This is a genomic window from Candidatus Binatia bacterium, assembly GCA_029243485.1.
Lineage (GTDB): Bacteria > Desulfobacterota > Binatia > UBA12015 > UBA12015 > VGTG01.
The window spans coordinates 99,574-116,630 of sequence record JAQWRY010000088.1 but is presented as its reverse complement, the minus strand read 5'-3'; the positions used below and the strand labels follow the sequence as shown (position 1 = coordinate 116,630).

General features: G+C 66.0%; 13 protein-coding genes. 5 read left to right on the top strand and 8 right to left on the bottom strand.

The annotated features are described in order from the left end of the window. The first annotated feature begins 6 nt into the window (after window positions 1-6). The 3 genes from P8R42_28960 (at window position 7) to P8R42_28950 (ending at window position 3,498) form a co-directional block, all read left to right on the top strand. Window positions 7-684 carry a class I SAM-dependent methyltransferase gene (locus P8R42_28960; protein ID MDG2308628.1) on the top strand — a complete coding sequence of 226 codons (678 nt, stop codon included), beginning with the start codon at window positions 7-9 and terminating at the stop codon, window positions 682-684. Next, window positions 681-1,145, top strand: a complete 465-nt coding sequence (locus P8R42_28955; GenBank protein ID MDG2308627.1) for a hypothetical protein — start codon at window positions 681-683, stop codon at window positions 1,143-1,145. The genes P8R42_28960 and P8R42_28955 overlap by 4 nt, the downstream gene beginning before the upstream one ends. A 115-nt stretch (window positions 1,146-1,260) precedes the next feature. After that, window positions 1,261-3,498 (top strand): response regulator, encoded by a 2,238-nt coding sequence (locus tag P8R42_28950; protein MDG2308626.1) that lies wholly within the window; start codon window positions 1,261-1,263, stop codon window positions 3,496-3,498. A gap of 7 nt (window positions 3,499-3,505) precedes the next feature. Here P8R42_28950 and P8R42_28945 read toward each other — a convergent pair whose 3' ends face one another. The 5 genes from P8R42_28945 to ppk1 form a co-directional block, all read right to left on the bottom strand. Then, window positions 3,506-3,988, bottom strand: a complete 483-nt coding sequence (locus tag P8R42_28945) for a cytochrome c (protein MDG2308625.1) — start codon at window positions 3,986-3,988, stop codon at window positions 3,506-3,508. A gap of 62 nt (window positions 3,989-4,050) precedes the next feature. Then, window positions 4,051-5,835 carry a sulfatase gene (locus tag P8R42_28940; protein ID MDG2308624.1) on the bottom strand — a complete coding sequence of 595 codons (1,785 nt, stop codon included), beginning with the start codon at window positions 5,833-5,835 and terminating at the stop codon, window positions 4,051-4,053. After that, window positions 5,832-6,053 (bottom strand): hypothetical protein, encoded by a 222-nt coding sequence (locus tag P8R42_28935; GenBank protein MDG2308623.1) that lies wholly within the window; start codon window positions 6,051-6,053, stop codon window positions 5,832-5,834. Before P8R42_28935 ends, P8R42_28940 begins: the two co-directional genes overlap by 4 nt. A gap of 10 nt (window positions 6,054-6,063) precedes the next feature. After that, complete coding sequence (gene mgtE, locus P8R42_28930) at window positions 6,064-7,443, bottom strand: magnesium transporter (GenBank protein ID MDG2308622.1); 1,380 nt, start codon at window positions 7,441-7,443, stop codon at window positions 6,064-6,066. A 112-nt stretch (window positions 7,444-7,555) separates the two neighbouring features. After that, a complete protein-coding gene (gene ppk1, locus P8R42_28925; GenBank protein MDG2308621.1) occupies window positions 7,556-9,799 on the bottom strand; it encodes a polyphosphate kinase 1 in 2,244 nt (747 codons plus the stop codon). Between the two features lie 162 nt (window positions 9,800-9,961). On the opposite strand from ppk1, the gene P8R42_28920 reads away from it, so the two are divergent. Together P8R42_28920 and P8R42_28915 are read left to right on the top strand one after the other, a co-directional pair. After that, window positions 9,962-10,768: a tetratricopeptide repeat protein gene (locus tag P8R42_28920; GenBank protein MDG2308620.1), complete on the top strand. Its 807-nt coding sequence runs from the start codon at window positions 9,962-9,964 to the stop codon at window positions 10,766-10,768. A gap of 16 nt (window positions 10,769-10,784) precedes the next feature. Continuing rightward, complete coding sequence (locus tag P8R42_28915) at window positions 10,785-11,801, top strand: alpha/beta hydrolase (protein MDG2308619.1); 1,017 nt, start codon at window positions 10,785-10,787, stop codon at window positions 11,799-11,801. Between the two features lie 163 nt (window positions 11,802-11,964). Here P8R42_28915 and P8R42_28910 read toward each other — a convergent pair whose 3' ends face one another. Genes P8R42_28910 through P8R42_28900 form a run of 3 tightly spaced genes read right to left on the bottom strand, consistent with a single transcriptional unit; the run spans window position 11,965 to window position 17,028 of the window. Then, on the bottom strand, window positions 11,965-14,319 hold the full coding sequence (locus P8R42_28910) for an adenylate/guanylate cyclase domain-containing protein (protein ID MDG2308618.1): 2,355 nt from the start codon (window positions 14,317-14,319) through the stop codon (window positions 11,965-11,967). Window positions 14,320-14,362: 43 nt separating this feature from the next. Further along, complete coding sequence (locus P8R42_28905) at window positions 14,363-16,165, bottom strand: trypsin-like peptidase domain-containing protein (protein ID MDG2308617.1); 1,803 nt, start codon at window positions 16,163-16,165, stop codon at window positions 14,363-14,365. Continuing rightward, entirely contained in the window at window positions 16,162-17,028 is an 867-nt protein-coding gene (locus tag P8R42_28900; GenBank protein ID MDG2308616.1) for an SDR family oxidoreductase, read from the bottom strand. The genes P8R42_28905 and P8R42_28900 overlap by 4 nt, the downstream gene beginning before the upstream one ends. Between the last annotated feature and the right edge of the window lie 29 nt (window positions 17,029-17,057).

Sequence of the window (17,057 nt, the reverse complement as noted above, 5' to 3'; positions counted from 1 at the left end):
GCGTGGATGGAACGAACGCGCGAACCGGAGATCATGAACGACGCGACGCAGGTGGACGCCTACGCCGACGCGGACTTCTCGGCTCCGCACGACCACTTCGTGGAGCTCTTCCGAAAGCGGTTTCCGCATCTCCACCCCCGAGGAATCCTGGACCTGGGCTGCGGCCCGGGTGACATCTCTCGCCGTGTCGCCCGCGCGTTTCCCGCCTGCCATGTTTCCGGAATCGACGGTGCACCCGCGATGATCGCCGCCGGACGGGAACGCAACCGAAGTGCCGGCCTGGCCGACCGGATCGAGTTTCGTACCGGCTACCTCCCGAGCGATGACCTACCGGAAGGTCCGTTCGACGCGATCGTATCGAACAGCCTCCTGCACCATCTCGATGCACCGTCGGCTCTTTGGGGCACGCTCGCACACGGCCCCTACACGGGCAGCGCGGTGTTCGTGATGGACCTCCTTCGGCCGCGCGATTCCGCGACGGTCCGAGATCTCGTCGAACGATACGCGAGGGACGAGCCTGAGATCTTGAAGCGCGACTTCGAGAACTCCCTGCACGCCGCCTACCGCGTCGACGAAGTGACCGAGCAGCTTGCCGACGCCGGGCTCAGCAACCTGACGACCGAAGTCGTGAGCGACCGGCACTTCATCGTGCACGGAATCACAGACCCTCTGGAGAACACATGAACCGATGGATCCGTACGACCCTCGCCGCAGGGCTCCTCCTCTTGACCGCGGTAGCGACGGCACCCGCCGGCACCGAGGGGCCGGCTACGCTGACCAACGCAGAATGGAACCCCGAGGCGGGTGTTCCCGAGGGTAGCGAGATCACCGACGAACAGCACATCCTCACGACCGTGATCCCCTCACCGCCGACCGACCTCGTGGCCCACGCGACGCTCACGTACGACGTGTCGCGCGGCAAGAACGGAATTCTTTCCTTCCTGTCCACGCATTCCTGGGTGAAGTGCGAAGCGCCCGACGGCCTCGTCGTCGGCGAATCCGGGCTCGTGGCCGTCGTCTGCCGCGCCGAAGCCAAGAAGCTCGCCCGCTTGAAGAAGAAGACCCGCGTGTACATCAAGGCCGACCCCCCGGGAGGCGGACGGCATAAGAAGCTCTATTGGGTTCTCCTCCCCCCGCCCGCCTGAAGACGCCGTTTTCGCTCATCCCCAGGGATCCGGGGGCCGATGTCCCTAGAGCAGGGGCTACTGACCTGCGTCCAACCCGAGAAACGGACGAGTGAAGCGCATGTGGGAGGAATTCATGGTCTGGGCCATACCGTCCCGGCTGCGACGTGAGGGCCCGGACACCGTCCGGCGTGCCCGCCTCCTCCTGACGTTCACCGGCGTCATGTTCGTCCTGGGCACGACCGGCGCCATCTTCCTGCTCACGATCGAGCCCATCTCCACACGGATGCTGGCGGTCGTCGTTCCCACCGCCTTCGCCGGCGCGATCCCGCTCGTTCTGCGCTACACCGGATCGCTCGCGTGGGCCAGCAACGTCGGTACGACAATGGCGTTCTGCTCGATCGGCCTCGTCGCGTTTCAGAGCGGCGGCCTCGGCCGCCCCATCATGGGGATCCAAGCGTTGGTTCCGCTGATGGCGTTCCTGGTCTCCGGCGTACGCTCGGGGATCTTCTGGACCGTGCTGGCGTGCGCAGAAGCGGTCGCACTCTTCTGGCTGCACATGGATGACTTCGCGTTCCCGAATCCGCCCCCAGCCGAGATGCTGAACCGCATCAATCTCGTCCTGACCCTCATGCTGTTCCTGATGGTGATCGTACTCGGGGTGATCTACGAGTCACTGAAGAACACCGCCCTCCGGCACTTCGAGGGGGCCAACCAGAACCTCGCGAAGGCCCGCGACGTCGCCCAAGCGGCCACAGGCGTCGCCGAGGAGGCGAGCCGGGCACGGTCCGCATTCCTCGCCACGATGAGCCACGAGATCCGGACACCGATGAACGCGGTGATCGGCATGGCGAGCCTTCTCGAAGACACCGAGCTCACCGACGAGCAGCGCGAGTTCGCGGTGACGATTCGCCAGAGCGGCGATGGGCTCCTGACCGTGCTGAACGACATCCTCGACTTCTCCAAGATCGAGTCGGGCATGGTCTCCGTCGAGTCGGCGCCGTTCGACCTCCAGACGACCATCGAAGAAGCGATCGACGTGCTCGCTCTCAAGACCAAGGAGACCGGCGTCGAGCTCTTGCACGAGTCCGCGTCCGACGTACCGAGGAACATCGTCGGCGACTCCATGCGAGTCCGACAGATTCTCCTGAACCTGCTCTCCAACGCCACGAAGTTTACCGAAAGTGGAGAAATCCACCTTTCGGTCGAAGCCGAGCGCCTCGAAGCGGGACCGTATGAGATCCACTTCGCGATTCGCGACACCGGACTCGGGATTCCCAAGGACCGCGTCGACCACCTCTTCGAGTCGTTCACGCAGGTCGACGCCTCGACGACCCGGAAATACGGCGGCACGGGCCTCGGCCTCGCCATCTCCAACCGGCTCGCAGAACTCATGGGTGGACGGATGTGGGTGGAGACTGAGGAAGGCAAGGGTTCGACCTTCCACTTCACCGTACTCGCGAAGCGCGCCGCGAACATCAGCCCACAAACCGAGAAGCAGGCGGTGAAGGTTCTCCGCGACAAGAAGGTCCTGATCGTCGACGACAACGCGACGAATCGCCAGATTCTCGAGCGGGTCACCGAGGCCTGGGAGATGAAACCAACTCTCTGCAAAAGCGGCCCCGAGGCGATGCAGAAGCTGCTGACGCCAGCCGAGTACGACGTCGCCATCCTCGACATGCTGATGCCCGGGATGGACGGCGCCGAGCTGGCACGAAAGATCCACGCGATGAAGAGCCGGGCGAAGTTGCCGCTGGTCCTTCTGAGCTCCTCCGGTGCGATTCTCGAAGAGTCGGGCGACACCGAAAGCCGCGCCCACTTCGCCGCGGCGCTCTCTAAGCCGGCCAAGGCCCGACAGCTGGCGACGGTCCTCTGCGGTATCTTCGGCGAGAAGACGCGCAAGAAGAAGACGGGCGCGAACCTCCCTGCCGACATGGGCGAGAAGCACCCGCTGCGTATTCTCCTGGCGGAAGACAACCGCGTGAACCAGAAGGTGGCGCTGAAGATCCTCGAACGCCTCGGCTACGCCGCCGAGGTTGCCGAGAACGGAGCACTCGCGCTGGCCGCGATCGAAGCGCAGACGTTCGACGTCGTGCTGATGGATCTCCAGATGCCCGAACTCGACGGCGTGGAGGCAACGCGGCAGCTCTGCGCACAATCGCCGGCCGAGCTGCGCCCTCGCGTGATCGCGCTCACCGCGAACGTCCTCGAAGAGGAACGGGCCGCCTGCATGGCAGCCGGGATGGACGACTTCCTAAACAAGCCACTCGCCGTACCCGCGTTGATCGAGGCCCTCAAAAAGTGCACGCGGCGCGGCGACTCCGCGACACCTAGCGGGGGAGGGAAACCCGAACCGAGTCCGGCCCCCGCCTGAGAACGACCTACTCGTCGTCTTTCGGAAGACGGAACTTCTTGTGGCAGGACTTGCAGCTCTTGAACATCTTGCGGCTCGCCGCCTTCACGTCGCCGCCATCGCGCGCTGCGGTGGCTACCTCGCTCGCAGCGTCTTTCAGATAGCTCGAAAACGCTTCGAACTCGTCCCAGGCGGCCCAGATGTTCTTCTTGGCCCGCGACTCTTCCGCCGTGCTGCCCTCGGGGAAGAGCGCATCGAACTTCGGCATCAGAGAAACGATGTTGTCGGCCGGCGCAGCCGCCTCGGCCGGCGTGCCGGCTTTGATCGCATCGTTGATCGCCTTGGCGTCGGCGCCGATCTTCTCCATCAACTCGATCCGATCGCGGATCGGGCCGGGCGGAAGCTTCTTCCACGCCTCATCGTCGTCGGCAAGCGCGACGGAGTCGACAGCGGCAGCCGAGAGAAACAAAGCCACCAAGAAACACGCAGTTGATCGGGTCGGGTTGGTCATCCGTTGCTCCTTGCCAGTGAATCGCTGAACCATTCGGCCCTGCTAGGTCTTCGCTAGCAAACTCACTCGACATAGCCTAGCGCTTTGAGTTTCTCGTGACGGACCGGATCGAGCTCGGCGGCGGTGCCCCGCCGCGCGGCCGCGGCAGCCCTCTGGTCCCGGCACTGTGCCGCGAACAGGTCGAGCTCCGTCCGCAAGCTCTCGATCTCAGCGGCGTCGGCCTGAAGGTTCGCGGGCAGCGCACTCGCGCCGAGGGCGATCGGGGCGCTCTCGGAACCGTCCGTGCGCAGATCGAAGAGGGTCTCGTCGCTCGAATCCTCGCCGCGAATGATCTTGAACCGCGCGGTGCGGACCGCGCGCACGTTCCCGGGCGCCGTCTCGGCGTAATACGTCTGGGAAGCCGCCGACGCAGTACCGGAATTTCGCACGGAGGCGGCGCGGCTCTTGCCGTCGAGCCCCGTGGGCACGGGAAGGCCGACCAGGTCGAGCACCGTCGGCACGAGGTCAACGAGGCCCGTCGGCTCCTGAACCACCCCGGGGGACGCGAGACCCGGCGCCCAGAAGATCAACGGGACGCGGAGAACCTCACCGTAGACCGACCAGCCGTGGCCGTGGTCCCCGTGCTCGAAGAACGCCTCCCCGTGGTCCGACGTCAGCACGAGGAGCGTCTCGTCGGCCAAACCGAGCGCCATGATCTGCTGCGCCAACCCTCCGACCAGATCGTCGAGTTGGCGCACCAGTTGGTCGTACCGCCGAAGGTCGTGAAAGTCTGGATCATATCCCGGGTTCCGCACACCGGTCTCGGGCGTTTCCGCAAAGAGCTTTGCATATGCGCCGGATGGCCGGCGTGGGCCGTGCACCTGATAGGTGTGCACGAACAGGAAGAACTGACGCGCAGCGTTGTCGCGCAGCCACTCCCCCGCGGCCCGGAACGTCTTTGGGCCGTATCCCGTCGGCGTGATGACGCCCGGCGACGGCGAGTTGCGGTCGGCGACCATCTGCTTCAACTCGACGTACGAATCGAACCCACGAGCAAAGCCGTACGGCGGAGACATGTACGCGTTCTCGGTGATGGCGGCCGTCGCGTAACCGTCCCGCCCGAGGATCTCGGCCAGAGTGTCGATCTCGTCGGACATGGTGTCTTCGAGGTGCACGCCCCAGACGCCGTGCCGGCAGGGACTCGTGCCGGTGAGCATCGACATGTGGGACGGCGGCGTCGAACTGGCAGGAGCGAGCGCCGTCTCGAAGCGCACGCCTGCAGCTGCGAGCGCATCCATCTGCGGGCTCGTCTCTCGCTGCGCGCCGTACGACGACATGCGGTCCGCGCGCAGCGTGTCGAGGGAGACGACGATGACGTTCCGAGGCACCTTCACCTCGGGCCGCCGCACCACGAAGCGCGGTGCGCCCAAGACCGGCCGCCCCACCGCCCCAGCCACCGGGTCGGCTCGAAGTTCCACCCGGACCTCTTCCTGCTCGAGCGAAGCGACGCCCATCCCCACACGTCGCCAGCCGCTTCGCGCGGACTCCTCGACAATCTGAACGCTCTCGACCGTCTCGGACTCCGACGAAGCGGACAACGTGACGCGCCAGGTCCCCCGGGACTCGCCGGGGAGGGCGAACCACGCCTCCAGCTCGGCCCCCTCGGGCACACGAACCCCTGCGACGCTCACGCGCGCCGCCCCATCTTCCTGTCGCTTCACGTCACGGGCGACCGGCCTCGTGTCGTCGTTCAGCTCGTACGGTGTCGTCGAGACCAGGAAGGGCTCGGTCCGCGCGCGGCCGGCCGCGAGAGCAGGGGCGGCCAGCGCCAAACCGACCAGCGCGCCGGCGATCGCGCGGACGCTCATTCCTCGAGAGCGGCGAGCCGGGCGCGAGCCGTGTCGGCCTGCGGCGAATCCGGATACCGCTGGATGATGTCGCTGTAGATCTTGCGCGCGTTCTTGGGGTTGTCCTGAACCTCCTCGAGCTGCGCCGTGTCGAGCATCTCCTCCGCCGCATTGCCGGGACAACCAGTCAGAGCAACCGCGAGCGCAAGAGACGCCAAAGTCTGCATTCCCTTCGTCATGGGAACGAACTTAGAGCAACGTGCCCGCCAACAGAAACGACGCCACGGTGAAGTAGATCAGGATGCCGGTCACATCGACCAGCGTGGCGACGAAAGGCGTCGAAGAAGCCGCAGGATCCTGACCGAGCCAGCGCAGGAGGAATGGCAGCATCGAGCCCGACAACGTGCCGGTCAGCACCACCCCGACCAGCGCAATTCCGATCGTCATGCCGAGCGGAAACCAATGCTCGCCGTACGACCCGAAGATCTGCTGCCACAAGAAGATCCGGGCGAGGCCAATTGTGCCCAGCAGGCTACCGAGCGCGAGCCCCGACTGAAGCTCCCGCCAAAACACTCGCTTCCAATCGCGCAGCTCCACCTCACCGAGCGCCATGGCCCGGATGACGAACGTGGCGGTCTGCGAGCCGCTGTTCCCACCGCTCGAGATGATGAGCGGGATGAACAGCGCCAGCACGACCGCCTGCGCCAGCTGCGCCTCGTAAGCGGCGATCGCGGAAGCGGTCAGCATCTCCCCGAGGAAGAGCAGGACCAGCCAACGACCACGCTTCTGGATGAGACCCCAGACCGGCACATCCAGGTAGCGATCGTCGAGAGGCTCCGAACCACCCATCTTCTGGATGTCCTCGGTCGCCTCTTCCTCCGCCACGTCGAGAACGTCATCGACGGTCACGATGCCGATCAGGTTGCCCTCGGTATCGGTCACGGGGAGAGCAATCCGATCGTACTCCCGGAAGAGCTCGATCGCTGTCTCCTGATCGTCAGTCGCCTTCAGCGCCACGAACGAGCTGTCCGTCAGGTCACTGATCTTCGTATCTTTCTGGGCGAGGAGCAGCTCGCGAATCCGCAGATCGTCGACCAGATGACCGTTGTCGTCGGTCACGAAGATGACGTTCAGGGTCTCCTTGTCCTGACCGAAACGGCGGATGTGCTCGAGAACTTGTTCGACTGACCAATGCGGTTCGATCGAGACGTAGTCGGGCGTCATGAGACGACCGATCGAATCCTCCGGATAGCCGAGCAGCCAGGAAGCGATCTTCCGCTCTTCGGTCGTCAGATTGTTCAGAAGCCGCCGCGTGACGGTCGCCGGGAGCTCCTCGAGAAGCGCGGTACGATCGTCGGGAGACATGTCGTTCAGGATCGCGGTGACTTGCTCCTGGGCGAGCCGCTCCACGAGCTCCTTCTGCGGCTCCTGCTCCAGGTACTCGAACGTTTCCGTGGCCAGCTCTCGGGGCAGGATCCGGAAGACGAGCGCCTGCTGCTCCGCGGGAAGCTCTCCGACGATGTCTGCGATCTCCGGCGTCTCGAGACGAGACAGTGCCTCACGCAACCCCGCGAAGTCGCGGCGCGTCAGGTACTCTTCGATTTCGGGCGAAAGCAGCTGACCAAGCATGTCTCTTCTCAGTTGAATGAGGCCGCGCCGGAGCGCGGTACGATCTCCCCCTGATACGAGAGCGGGGCCTCACATTCGAGAGGAAGGGGCCAAAAAGGCGGGATCGGCAGCGTCAGGACGGACTAAAGGTCCGGCGGGCGATGCCCTTGGGCTTTCGTTTGCGCAACCGGGTCGCCGAGCGCAACCGCTTCTCCGCACGCTCGATCAGAACGTCCTGCGAGCCGGGCTCGTTCCGATCTTTCTTCGGCTGGCGCTGGGTGTAGCTTCCGTTTGCGTCCATCACCCAACCGCTGCGCTGGTCGGCCAGCTGCAGATCGAGGATCGACTGGATCTCTTCGCGATGTCGAGGATCGTCCACCGGACACAAGACCTCGACGCGACTTTCTAGATTGCGCTGCATGCAGTCGGCCGAGCCGATCCAGTATTCGGGCTCGCCACCTCCCTCGAAGTGCACGATGCGGGTGTGCTCGAGGAAGCGTCCGACGATGCTCACGACGCGGACGTTCTCGGTCACCCCGGGAATCCCGGGTCGCAGGCGACACGTGTCACGGACGATTAGATCGATCTTCACCCCGGCGTGGGCTGCGTCGTAAAGCGCCCGCGTGACGTCTGCGTCCTCCAGAGCGTTCATCTTCATCTGGACCCCGGCTTTGCGTCCGGCGCGGTGATGCTCGACCTCCTTCTCGATCCGGGAGATGAGGCCCTGCTTCAGGGTCGTTGGGGCGAGTAGCAAGCGCTTGTAGCGACGTCGCGGCTTGTAGCCGGTGGTGAGGTAGTTGAAGAGCTCGGTCAGATCCTCGCCGATGGACTCGTCGCAGGTGAGCAGACCGAGGTCGGCGTACATGCGCGCCGTCCCGGAGTGATAGTTGCCCGTGCCGATGTGCGCGTATCGGCGCAGCCCGGTGTAGTCCTGGCGAACGACGAGGATCGTCTTGCAGTGCGTCTTGAGTCCAACCACGCCGTACGTGACGTGAATTCCGAACTCCTCCATGCGACTGGCCCACTGGATGTTGGAGGACTCGTCGAACCGAGCCTTCAGCTCCACGACCACCGCGACCTGCTTCCCGTTGCGAGCCGCTTCGATCAAATGATCGATCACGCGCGTCTCGGCCGAGGTGCGATAGAGGGTCATCTTGATCGCGCGAACCTTCGGGTCGTGCGCGGCCTCGTAGAGAAACCGCTCGACGGACGACGTGAACGACTCGTACGGGTGCTGCAGGAGGATCGACCCGGCATCACGGATGACGTGGAAGATGTTCCGATCGCGCGTGAGCTCGGGATGATCGATCGGATGGTGCGGAGGATCGCGCAACTCCGGGCGGTCGAGCCGTGCGATCTCGAACATATCGGCCACGCCGAGCCGGCCCTTCCCCTCGCTGACGTCCGAAAGATCCAGGCCCAGCTCGTTCGCCAGCATGCTCGTATGCTGGGGCGACATCCCCTCGCCCACCTGCATCCGGACGACCGGTGCGAACTTCCGATCCCGCAGCTCGGATTCGATCAGGGCGAGGAGGTCGTCGGCCTCTTCTTCGTCGCGCTCGGTGTTCGCGTTTCGGGTGACGCGGAAGAGCTCCGATTGCTCGGCCTCCATCCCCGGGAAGAGGAGATCGAGATTGTCCGCGATCACGTCCTCGAGCGGAACGAAAACGTCCAGCCCCCCGACCCGCAACATGCGCGGGATACCCGCCCCGACCGGGACCTTTACCCGCGCCAGGGAGTGCAGCGGCTCCTTTTGGTAGCGCAGAGTCACGAGGAGATTCAGCGACAGGTTCGACACAAACGGAAACGGGTGCGCCGGGTCCATCGCCTGCGGCGTCACGAGCGGGTAGATCTCGCGGAGGTAGTGCTCGCGGAGGACCGAGCGCTCCTTATCGCTGAGCTTGTCGATCGACGTGAGGCGGATTCCGTGGTCGCGCAGAACTCGGCGCAGCTCGACGAGGATCTTCGAACGTCGTCGGTCGATCGCGCGAACGACGCTTTGACAGGCATCGATCTGCTCCGCCGGATTCAGGCCATCGACCGTCGTCCGGCGAACTCCGGCGGCGACCTGCTGCTTCAACCCACCGATGCGCTTCATGTAGAACTCGTCGAGGTTCGAGCTCACGATCGCGAGGAACTTCAGGCGCTCGAGCGGCGGATTCCGCTCATCCTCTGCCTCGTGCAACACCCTTGAACAGAACGAGAGCCAGGTGAGCTCGCGGTTCAGGTAGAACTCGGGCGCCGAAAGATCGACCTCGCCGCCGTCCGCCGTGCCCGTCGGCGGCACGTCGGGCTTCGCGGCAGCGCTCTCCGCGCCCCCCTTGGCCTTCTCCTGACCCGATTCGCGAGCTTTTGCCAACAGTTCCACCGTAGTCATTCGCAATGTCCTCCGAATGCCGGCCAGGGCCCAGGGCCGGCACCCGCCAGTATCGGGGCCCGGCCGAGCGAAGTCGAGCGGGACGGAATCGCCGATCATGGGAAGCCGGAAACTACCGCCGACACTCGACAATCCAGCCTCGGACCGTAAGATGTCCGGACGGTGATCGGTATTCGCACGCGCTCCTACGAGCCACGTCGCCCACGGCGGCGCGGATGGGCCTTCCTAGCCTTCTTCCTGACAGCCTCGCTGGCCGTCGCCGGCTGCTCGGCCAAGAAGCCTCCGCCCGAGGTCGACAGCGGCCCTGACCCGGTCGAAACGCACTTCTTGGCGGCCGAATCCCACTCGTACGCGGGCCGGCACCACGAAGCGATCGCGGAGTACCGCAAGGTGCTCCAACTCCAGCCGGACCTGGTCGAGGCCTGGTACAACGTCGGCAACGAGTTCTACCGCACGCGGGACTACGACCGCGCTGCGAAGGCGTTCGAGAACGCGATAAAGACCGACCCGACGCATCGCAAGTCGTACAACAACCTCGGTATCGTGCTCACCGAAATCGGTCAGCCCAACAAAGCGATCAAGGTCCTCACTCGCGTGACCGCGATCGACCCCGGCTACGTGAAAGCATGGATCAGCCTCGGGCTCGCGTACTACGCGGTCGAGCAATACCCGAAGGCCGCCATGACCTTCAAAGAAGCCCTTCGGATCAACCCGGAGTCGGCCGACGCGTACACGAACCTCGGCAACACCTACACGGTCCAGCAGCTGTATCCCGAAGCCGTCGAAGCGTACCGAAAGGCGCTTCTGCTGAACGGCGACGACGCCAACACGCACTACAACCTCGGAACAACTTACGCGCGCATGGGTCGAACGAACGACGCCGCGATTCAGCTCGAGACGCTCGAGATGCTCGACCCGGTGAAGGCGGACTCGCTACGACGTCGGATCCGACTCGGACCGCCCCTCTGACGCGCGTCCCCAGCCGGTGACGAATACGAAGAGAACCCAGCGCGCGCCCCTCATCGCACTCGTGCTCGCGGCGCTCGCGCTCACCGGCGACGCACGGGCGACGACCGACCCCTCGGCGTCCGCCGCACCCACCGTGACGCCGGACCCGATGGCCGGCATCACCGTCCTGCGCGACATCGCATACGCAACGGTCGAAGGTGAAGCCCTGCACCTCGACGTCTACCGACGCAGCGACGCAGGCGACGAGCCACAACCGGTTCTCCTCTTCTACCACGGCGGCGGTTGGGTCTCGGGAGGGAGGCGGGACGCCGTCCCCGAAGACGACGCCCGGATGCGCGGGCGCAGTCGCGAATGGAACAAAGTCTGGCCCAGCATGTTGCCATACGTGCGCCGGGGCCTGACCCTGGTCACGGCCGACTACCGACTGGCCCCGAAGGCCCCGGAGCCCGCAGCGATTGAAGATGCGTTCCGAGCCCTCGCCTGGATCGGCCGGGAGGGCCGTGACCACGGCCTCGATCCAACCCGCGTAGGGCTCGCCGGCGTGTCGGCCGGCGGGCACCTGGCCCTACTCGTCGGACTCACCGAGACAAGCGGCATCTTCTTCCCACCGAAGGATCTCGGCGAACCACGCCCAACGATTCGGGGCGTGATGGACTTCTACGGGGTGAGTGACGTCGCCGACCTCTTGGTGGGGCCCAACGCTCGCCCGTTCACTTCACAGTGGATCCCAAACGGTAGCGTCTCTCGCGCACGGCGCCTGTCGCCGCTCACCTACGTCCACTCCGGTGCCCCGCCCATCCTCATCATCCATGGAGACGCGGACGCCGTCGTCCCGTACGACCAATCGAAACGACTAGCCCGGGCGCTCGAGGCGGCCGGCGACCGAGTCGACTTGTTAACGATTCACGGCGCCGCCCACGGCTGGTTCGAGCCCAGCGAGCTCGAACAGATCCGGGCGGCCGCTCTGCGATTCCTCGAGCGCACGAAGCTGCTCGCACCGCAGCCCAGCGGCCCACCGACGCCCACCGGCTGAGCCTCGCCGGACCCGCCATCGAGCCGACGCAATCCCCGGTCCGACAAGGTTCCCGTCCCGACGCCAATCCAGAGCAGACCCGTTCCGCCGCAGTTCGCGCAACCGTCCTCGGGCGGCGGGCCCCCACAGCTGGAACACGGGACGCGCCGGACGGAGCGGCGATTCAAGACCGCGTGACGGCGGGGTCGCCCGGCAAAAGGCGGAACGCGAGCTGCGACTGATGGAAGCCCTTCAACGAGAGTTCCCCAGCAGGCTCCAGGCCGTGACCGCCTGAAAGCTCATTCCGAACGCCCGCGGTGATGAGTATCTCCCCGGGGCCGGCCGCATCACTCAGCCGCGCCGCCAGATTCGTCACGTTGCCGATCACGCCGTAGTCACGGCGGCCTTCGTAACCGATGAAACCGCACGTCGCGTAGCCGGTATGAATCCCCATGCCGACGTCGATCTCGTATCCCTTCCTCGTCCATTCTTCGCGCAAGCGCCCCACATCCTCTTCGATGCCGAGAGCCATGCTCACCGCGCGCTGCGCGTGGTCGGGCTGGTCCACCGGATCGTTGAAGAAGACCATGATGCCATCCCCGGTGAATCGCTCGACGGTGCCGGCGAACTCCGCGATACGTCGGCCCATCGCCTCGTGAAACTGGCTCAAGGTGGCCATCACTTCTTCGGGCTCGACTCTGTCGGAGAACGACGTGAAGCCCCGCAGGTCGGCAAAGAACACGGTTACGATCTTGCGCTGACTGCGAAGTTCCGCGGCACCGCCGCGCGCCATCACCTGATCGATGATCTGCGGCGGGAAGAAGCGTTTCAGGTCCGCGAACTCCATCTCGCGCGCGTGAAGCATCTCCGTCGCCTGCACGCGCAGCATCGCCTGCGAGGCTTGCTGCGTCACGGAGAACAGCGCGTCGATCTCCGGCGCTTCGTAGACGTCGCCGCGGACCCGGGGGCCGGGCCCCAACGCGCCGATCACGCGCTGATGGTGATAGATCGGCAGGAGCACATCGACCCCCAGAAGGTCGAAGCCGGCATGGCATTCGCCTTGCAAACTCGCGTACTGCGGCTCGACTGCGATGCGATCTCGCGCGACCTCCCGCCTGGTGGCCTTCAAAAGCTCGATCAGCGGCTCGTGCTCGAAGGAGGCCATGTCCGCGGAGACCGCGACACCGTTGGTGCGCAGAACACCGGCCGGGGCGAGTGGCGCACCGGGGAAGATCATGACGACACCCCCCTCGGCGTCACAGAGACGCTTGGGCGCCTGCGCGAGGATGTCGAGCACCTCTTCGATGGTGGTCGAACCCTCGATCTCGCCGCCGATCTCTCGGATGATCTCCGGGAAACGTGCCCGCTTCGGATAGAGGCGCGCCCGGAGGTACGCGTCGAAGCGCGGCCAGAAGTAGAGCACCGGAAACATCAGCCCGACGACCAGCAACGGGTTGCCCGCCATGAGGACCACGCCAACAGTGGTCAGCGCGACGACCGCAAACGTGTAGAGCACCGCCTGCTGAACAGCAGTCCGCGCGTTCATGATCTCGTGGCGCAACGTGATGCGAGAGAGAGCGACCAGTAGGAACCCGAGGGCCCAGTAGGCGTATCGGCTATCGAACGTCGCGCCATCGAAGACGTCGCGACCGAGCCCGAAGAGACCAACCGGCGCGAGACCGGAAAACGCACCCAAGAGGCAGATGCGCGCACGCTGGGCCACAGCGGCGTCGCCCTTTAGGGCAAGGGCGGCGCTCCGAACGATCCAGAACCCGGTGGCACCCAGGAAGAGAAACGTACCGAGACCGCTCGACAGGCCCATCAACTCCGGATCTTGCGCGAACCAGGCGGCCCACCCGAAGACGACCTTCGCCGTGGCAAAGCCGTAGAGCCCCCACAAGACCGCCACGCGTTCGCGTAGGATCGAATGAACGACGGGGAACGCCAGCGCCACGTGGATCGGCGCCGCGTCGGCGATGCCGAGCACCGTCGCGGCATAAAGGTACTGCAGCGCGTCGTCTTCCAACCCCGGGATGAGCTGCGTGGTGAGCAGGCCTCCCGCAACGGAAGATACGACCAAAAGCGCCCAGCTCTCGGGCTCGTAGGGCCGCAGAGCGAAAGTCGTGAGCCCGAGCACCATGAACAGCAGGGCGATGAGGTCGGTGCCGCCCTCGGTGAACGCGACACCGCGCCAGCTCCAACGATCGACTGAGATCGTCACGGCCGCCGGCGCCCCGCCAGGCCGGACGAAGTCGAGCGTGTTCGTCTCGCCGAGCATCTCCCGGACGACGCCGGGCTCGTTGATCCTGGCGGCCGACGCGCCGTTGATCGCAACGAGGCGCCCCCCACCGCGCAGGCCCGCCCCCGATGCTTCCGGTGTGGTCGGCGACACGGTCGCTCCGTCCATCCGCCATCCCGGCGTAGGCGCACCAACCCGCTCGAACTTGTCCGCTACTGCGAGGGCGACACCTACGGCGTAGATCCCGACCAGGAGCGCGAAAAGGGCCTTTTGCCCGAAGGTACCGTCGCGGAGTTGCATCTGCGCCTGCCGGACAGAGGTATCACATTCTGGGGGAAGGCCCCTACGGCACCAGGTGCGCGGGGCGTTGTTCAATCGGCACCTGCTTCTCGATGAGGCGCCCGTCGCGGTAGAGCTCGAGCGTGACGGTCGCGCCAACGCCCGAGAGGTACAGCCAGCGCTGGAAATCGGCGACGCTGAGCAACCGGTTGCCGTTCATCGACGTCAGGACGTCGCCCGCCCGGATTCCGGCGCGCGAGGCGGGGCTCGGATCGAAGACGTCGTCGATGTACACACCCGTACGCGGCGCCTTCGTGATCCGGCGGCGCAAGTCGCGGCTCAGCTCCAGGATGGCAAAGCCGAGCCACGGGGAGATCTCGCTCGCTTCGGTCGCGAGCGCCTCGTAGATCGTGAGCGCGAGCTCGATCGGCAGAACGCGAAGCGCACTCGGCATCCCGGCCTGGGGTTCCACGCCGGGCTTCGGCTGTGCGACCCCGATCACTCTTCCCGCAAGATCGACGACCGGACCACCGAAGCCGCCCGCCTCAATCCAGATCGACGTCTGGAACAGCGTCTCCGCGGGTTCCTCCTGGTAGCACTCGCGCCGGGGGGTCGCGGAGAGCGAGCCGGCGACAAACGTACGCTCCACTCCGGGAGGATCACCGAGGGCGATGACCCATTGCCCGACACGCGCCCCCGCACTGTCCCCGACCGGCGCGACCGGCGTCTCGATCGGCAGACCGACCTTCAGGACGGCCAGATTGATCATCGGCTCGACGCCGAGCACGCGCGCGAGCCCCCGGCGGTCATCACCGAATTCGACTTCAATGCGTTCTGCCGGCCGACCGGTCGCCGGATCCACCAGGAAGTGGAGATCGGTCAGAAGGGTACCGTCGTTCGCGACGAAGAAACCACTGCCCGCGCCGACCGGAGCGAAGCCGGGATTCCGCGCACGTACGCCGCGCGCCCGGGACCAACCACCTGACTTCGTCGGTCGCCCCACATCCGGCGCCGAGCCCGCGTCGTCCGCGGCGAGCGCGGTGACACCGACGACCGAGGGAAAGACCCGCTCGGCAACCGAGGTGAACGCACGCTCGAGGTCCCGTGCGCCCGCGAGGTTGATCCCGGCCGACTCCGCCGCAGGCGCCTCCCCTGCGTTTCCCCCGTCGGCCGGTCGGACGACACTGCCCGCTCGACCGAGAGAAGCGACGAAGAACGCGAGGTCCCAGATCTCATCCACGCCCCGTGCGTGCCCGTAAGACGGCATCGCCGTTCCCGGGATACCGTACCGGATCGCGCCTGAAATCTGGTGGGGAGAGACCCCCTCCATCCGCGGCTCATGGAACGACGTCGGCGGCGGATCGAGCCCCGGCGCCGCCCAGCCGTCGCCGCGACCAGCGCTGCCATGACACGGGCCACAGTCGCCTGCGTAGAGAGCGCGCCCACGCGCAACGTCCGGCGTGCGGTCCGGCCAGGAAGAAACGCCGAGCGCCTCCGCGAGCATCGGCACGACCGCACCGACGAGCGCTCGCACCTCGTGAGCCGGCGACTTCCTCCGAACCAGCTCCCCGAGCTGCGTGAGGCGAAGCGGCAGCTCTCCCTCACCACCCGGCCTGACGGCGGCGTACTCCTCGGCCACGACCTTCGTGAAATCGAGCATCTCGGCGTACTCGAACGCGTTCACCACACGGCCTCCCTCCACGGCGAGCGCGTAGTCGGAGCCGATGTACTCGAGCAGAAAGACGACTTGGTCGGACGGCATCGCGGCCCGTGCTCCCGTCGCCGAGCACGGCAGCGCCAGGCAAAGAAGCGCCGCAAAGACGACGTTCGAAAACCTTCCCCGCAACGCGTCGCGCGTTCGCTTCACGCGCGCGAGATCATTCCTGCGACGAGCCCATCCACCGCACGCGCGGGCAGGAGCCGCGTCACCCAGCGCATCATCTTCGCATCGTTCCCGACCGGGTACCGCAGCTTCGGCCGGCGAGCAGTGAGTCCTCTGTGCACCGCGTCGGCGACGGCGTCGGGCGGAATCGCGGCCGACACTTGTTGCTCGACGAAGGACTCGACTTTGTCGAGCATCGCTCCGTACAACCCAACCGCTTCGTCCGGCAGCCCGGCGCGCAACCCCTTCGCGTCGAGGCGGACCTTGTCCCAGATCGGCGTGGCGATGACACCGGGCTCCACGATGACGACCGGAATATTCCAGGGCCGCAGCTCCCGACGAAGCGCGTCGCTCACGGCTTCGAGCCCGAACTTCGACGCGCAGTACGCACCCGCGAAGGGTGTCGACAGGAAGCCGCTGTCCGAGCTGATGTTGACGATGCGGCCGCGACCTCGCCGAATCGCCGGCAAGAACGCCTTTGTGACCGCGACGGGGCCGACTAGGTTCACCTCGAGCTGATCGCGGAACTGCTCGATGTCGAGAAACTCGAGGACGCCGCCCACTCCAACCCCGGCGTTGTTGACGAGACCCGCGAGCCCGCCGGCTCCGACCTGCTCCGAGACGTGCTCCGCCGCCGAGCCGATGCTGCTCGCGTCCGTCACGTCGACCAGGAGGGGGGTCAGCCGCGACGAGGCGCTCTCGCGCAGCGCCTCACCATCGGCGACCTTGCGAACCCCGGCGAACACACGGAAGCCCTCCCCATCGAGCCGGGTCACCGTCGCACGTCCGATTCCCGTGGACGCCCCCGTCACGACGACGGACGCGACCTTGTCACTCGAAGTGGTCACATATTCCTCCTTGCCGCCGCCGAGCCTAC

Bases quoted from the DNA above. Each gene is read 5' to 3' on its own strand.
- P8R42_28960 (MDG2308628.1), top strand. From the start codon at position 7: ATGGAACGAACGCGCGAACCGGAGATCATGAACGACGCGACGCAGGTG.
- P8R42_28935 (MDG2308623.1), bottom strand. From the start codon at position 6,053: ATGACGAAGGGAATGCAGACTTTGGCGTCTCTTGCGCTCGCGGTTGCT.
- P8R42_28950 (MDG2308626.1), top strand. From the start codon at position 1,261: ATGGTCTGGGCCATACCGTCCCGGCTGCGACGTGAGGGCCCGGACACC.
- ppk1 (MDG2308621.1), bottom strand. From the start codon at position 9,799: ATGACTACGGTGGAACTGTTGGCAAAAGCTCGCGAATCGGGTCAGGAG.
- P8R42_28910 (MDG2308618.1), bottom strand. From the start codon at position 14,319: ATGCAACTCCGCGACGGTACCTTCGGGCAAAAGGCCCTTTTCGCGCTC.
- P8R42_28945 (MDG2308625.1), bottom strand. From the start codon at position 3,988: ATGACCAACCCGACCCGATCAACTGCGTGTTTCTTGGTGGCTTTGTTT.
- mgtE (MDG2308622.1), bottom strand. From the start codon at position 7,443: ATGCTTGGTCAGCTGCTTTCGCCCGAAATCGAAGAGTACCTGACGCGC.
- P8R42_28955 (MDG2308627.1), top strand. From the start codon at position 681: ATGAACCGATGGATCCGTACGACCCTCGCCGCAGGGCTCCTCCTCTTG.
- P8R42_28940 (MDG2308624.1), bottom strand. From the start codon at position 5,835: ATGAGCGTCCGCGCGATCGCCGGCGCGCTGGTCGGTTTGGCGCTGGCC.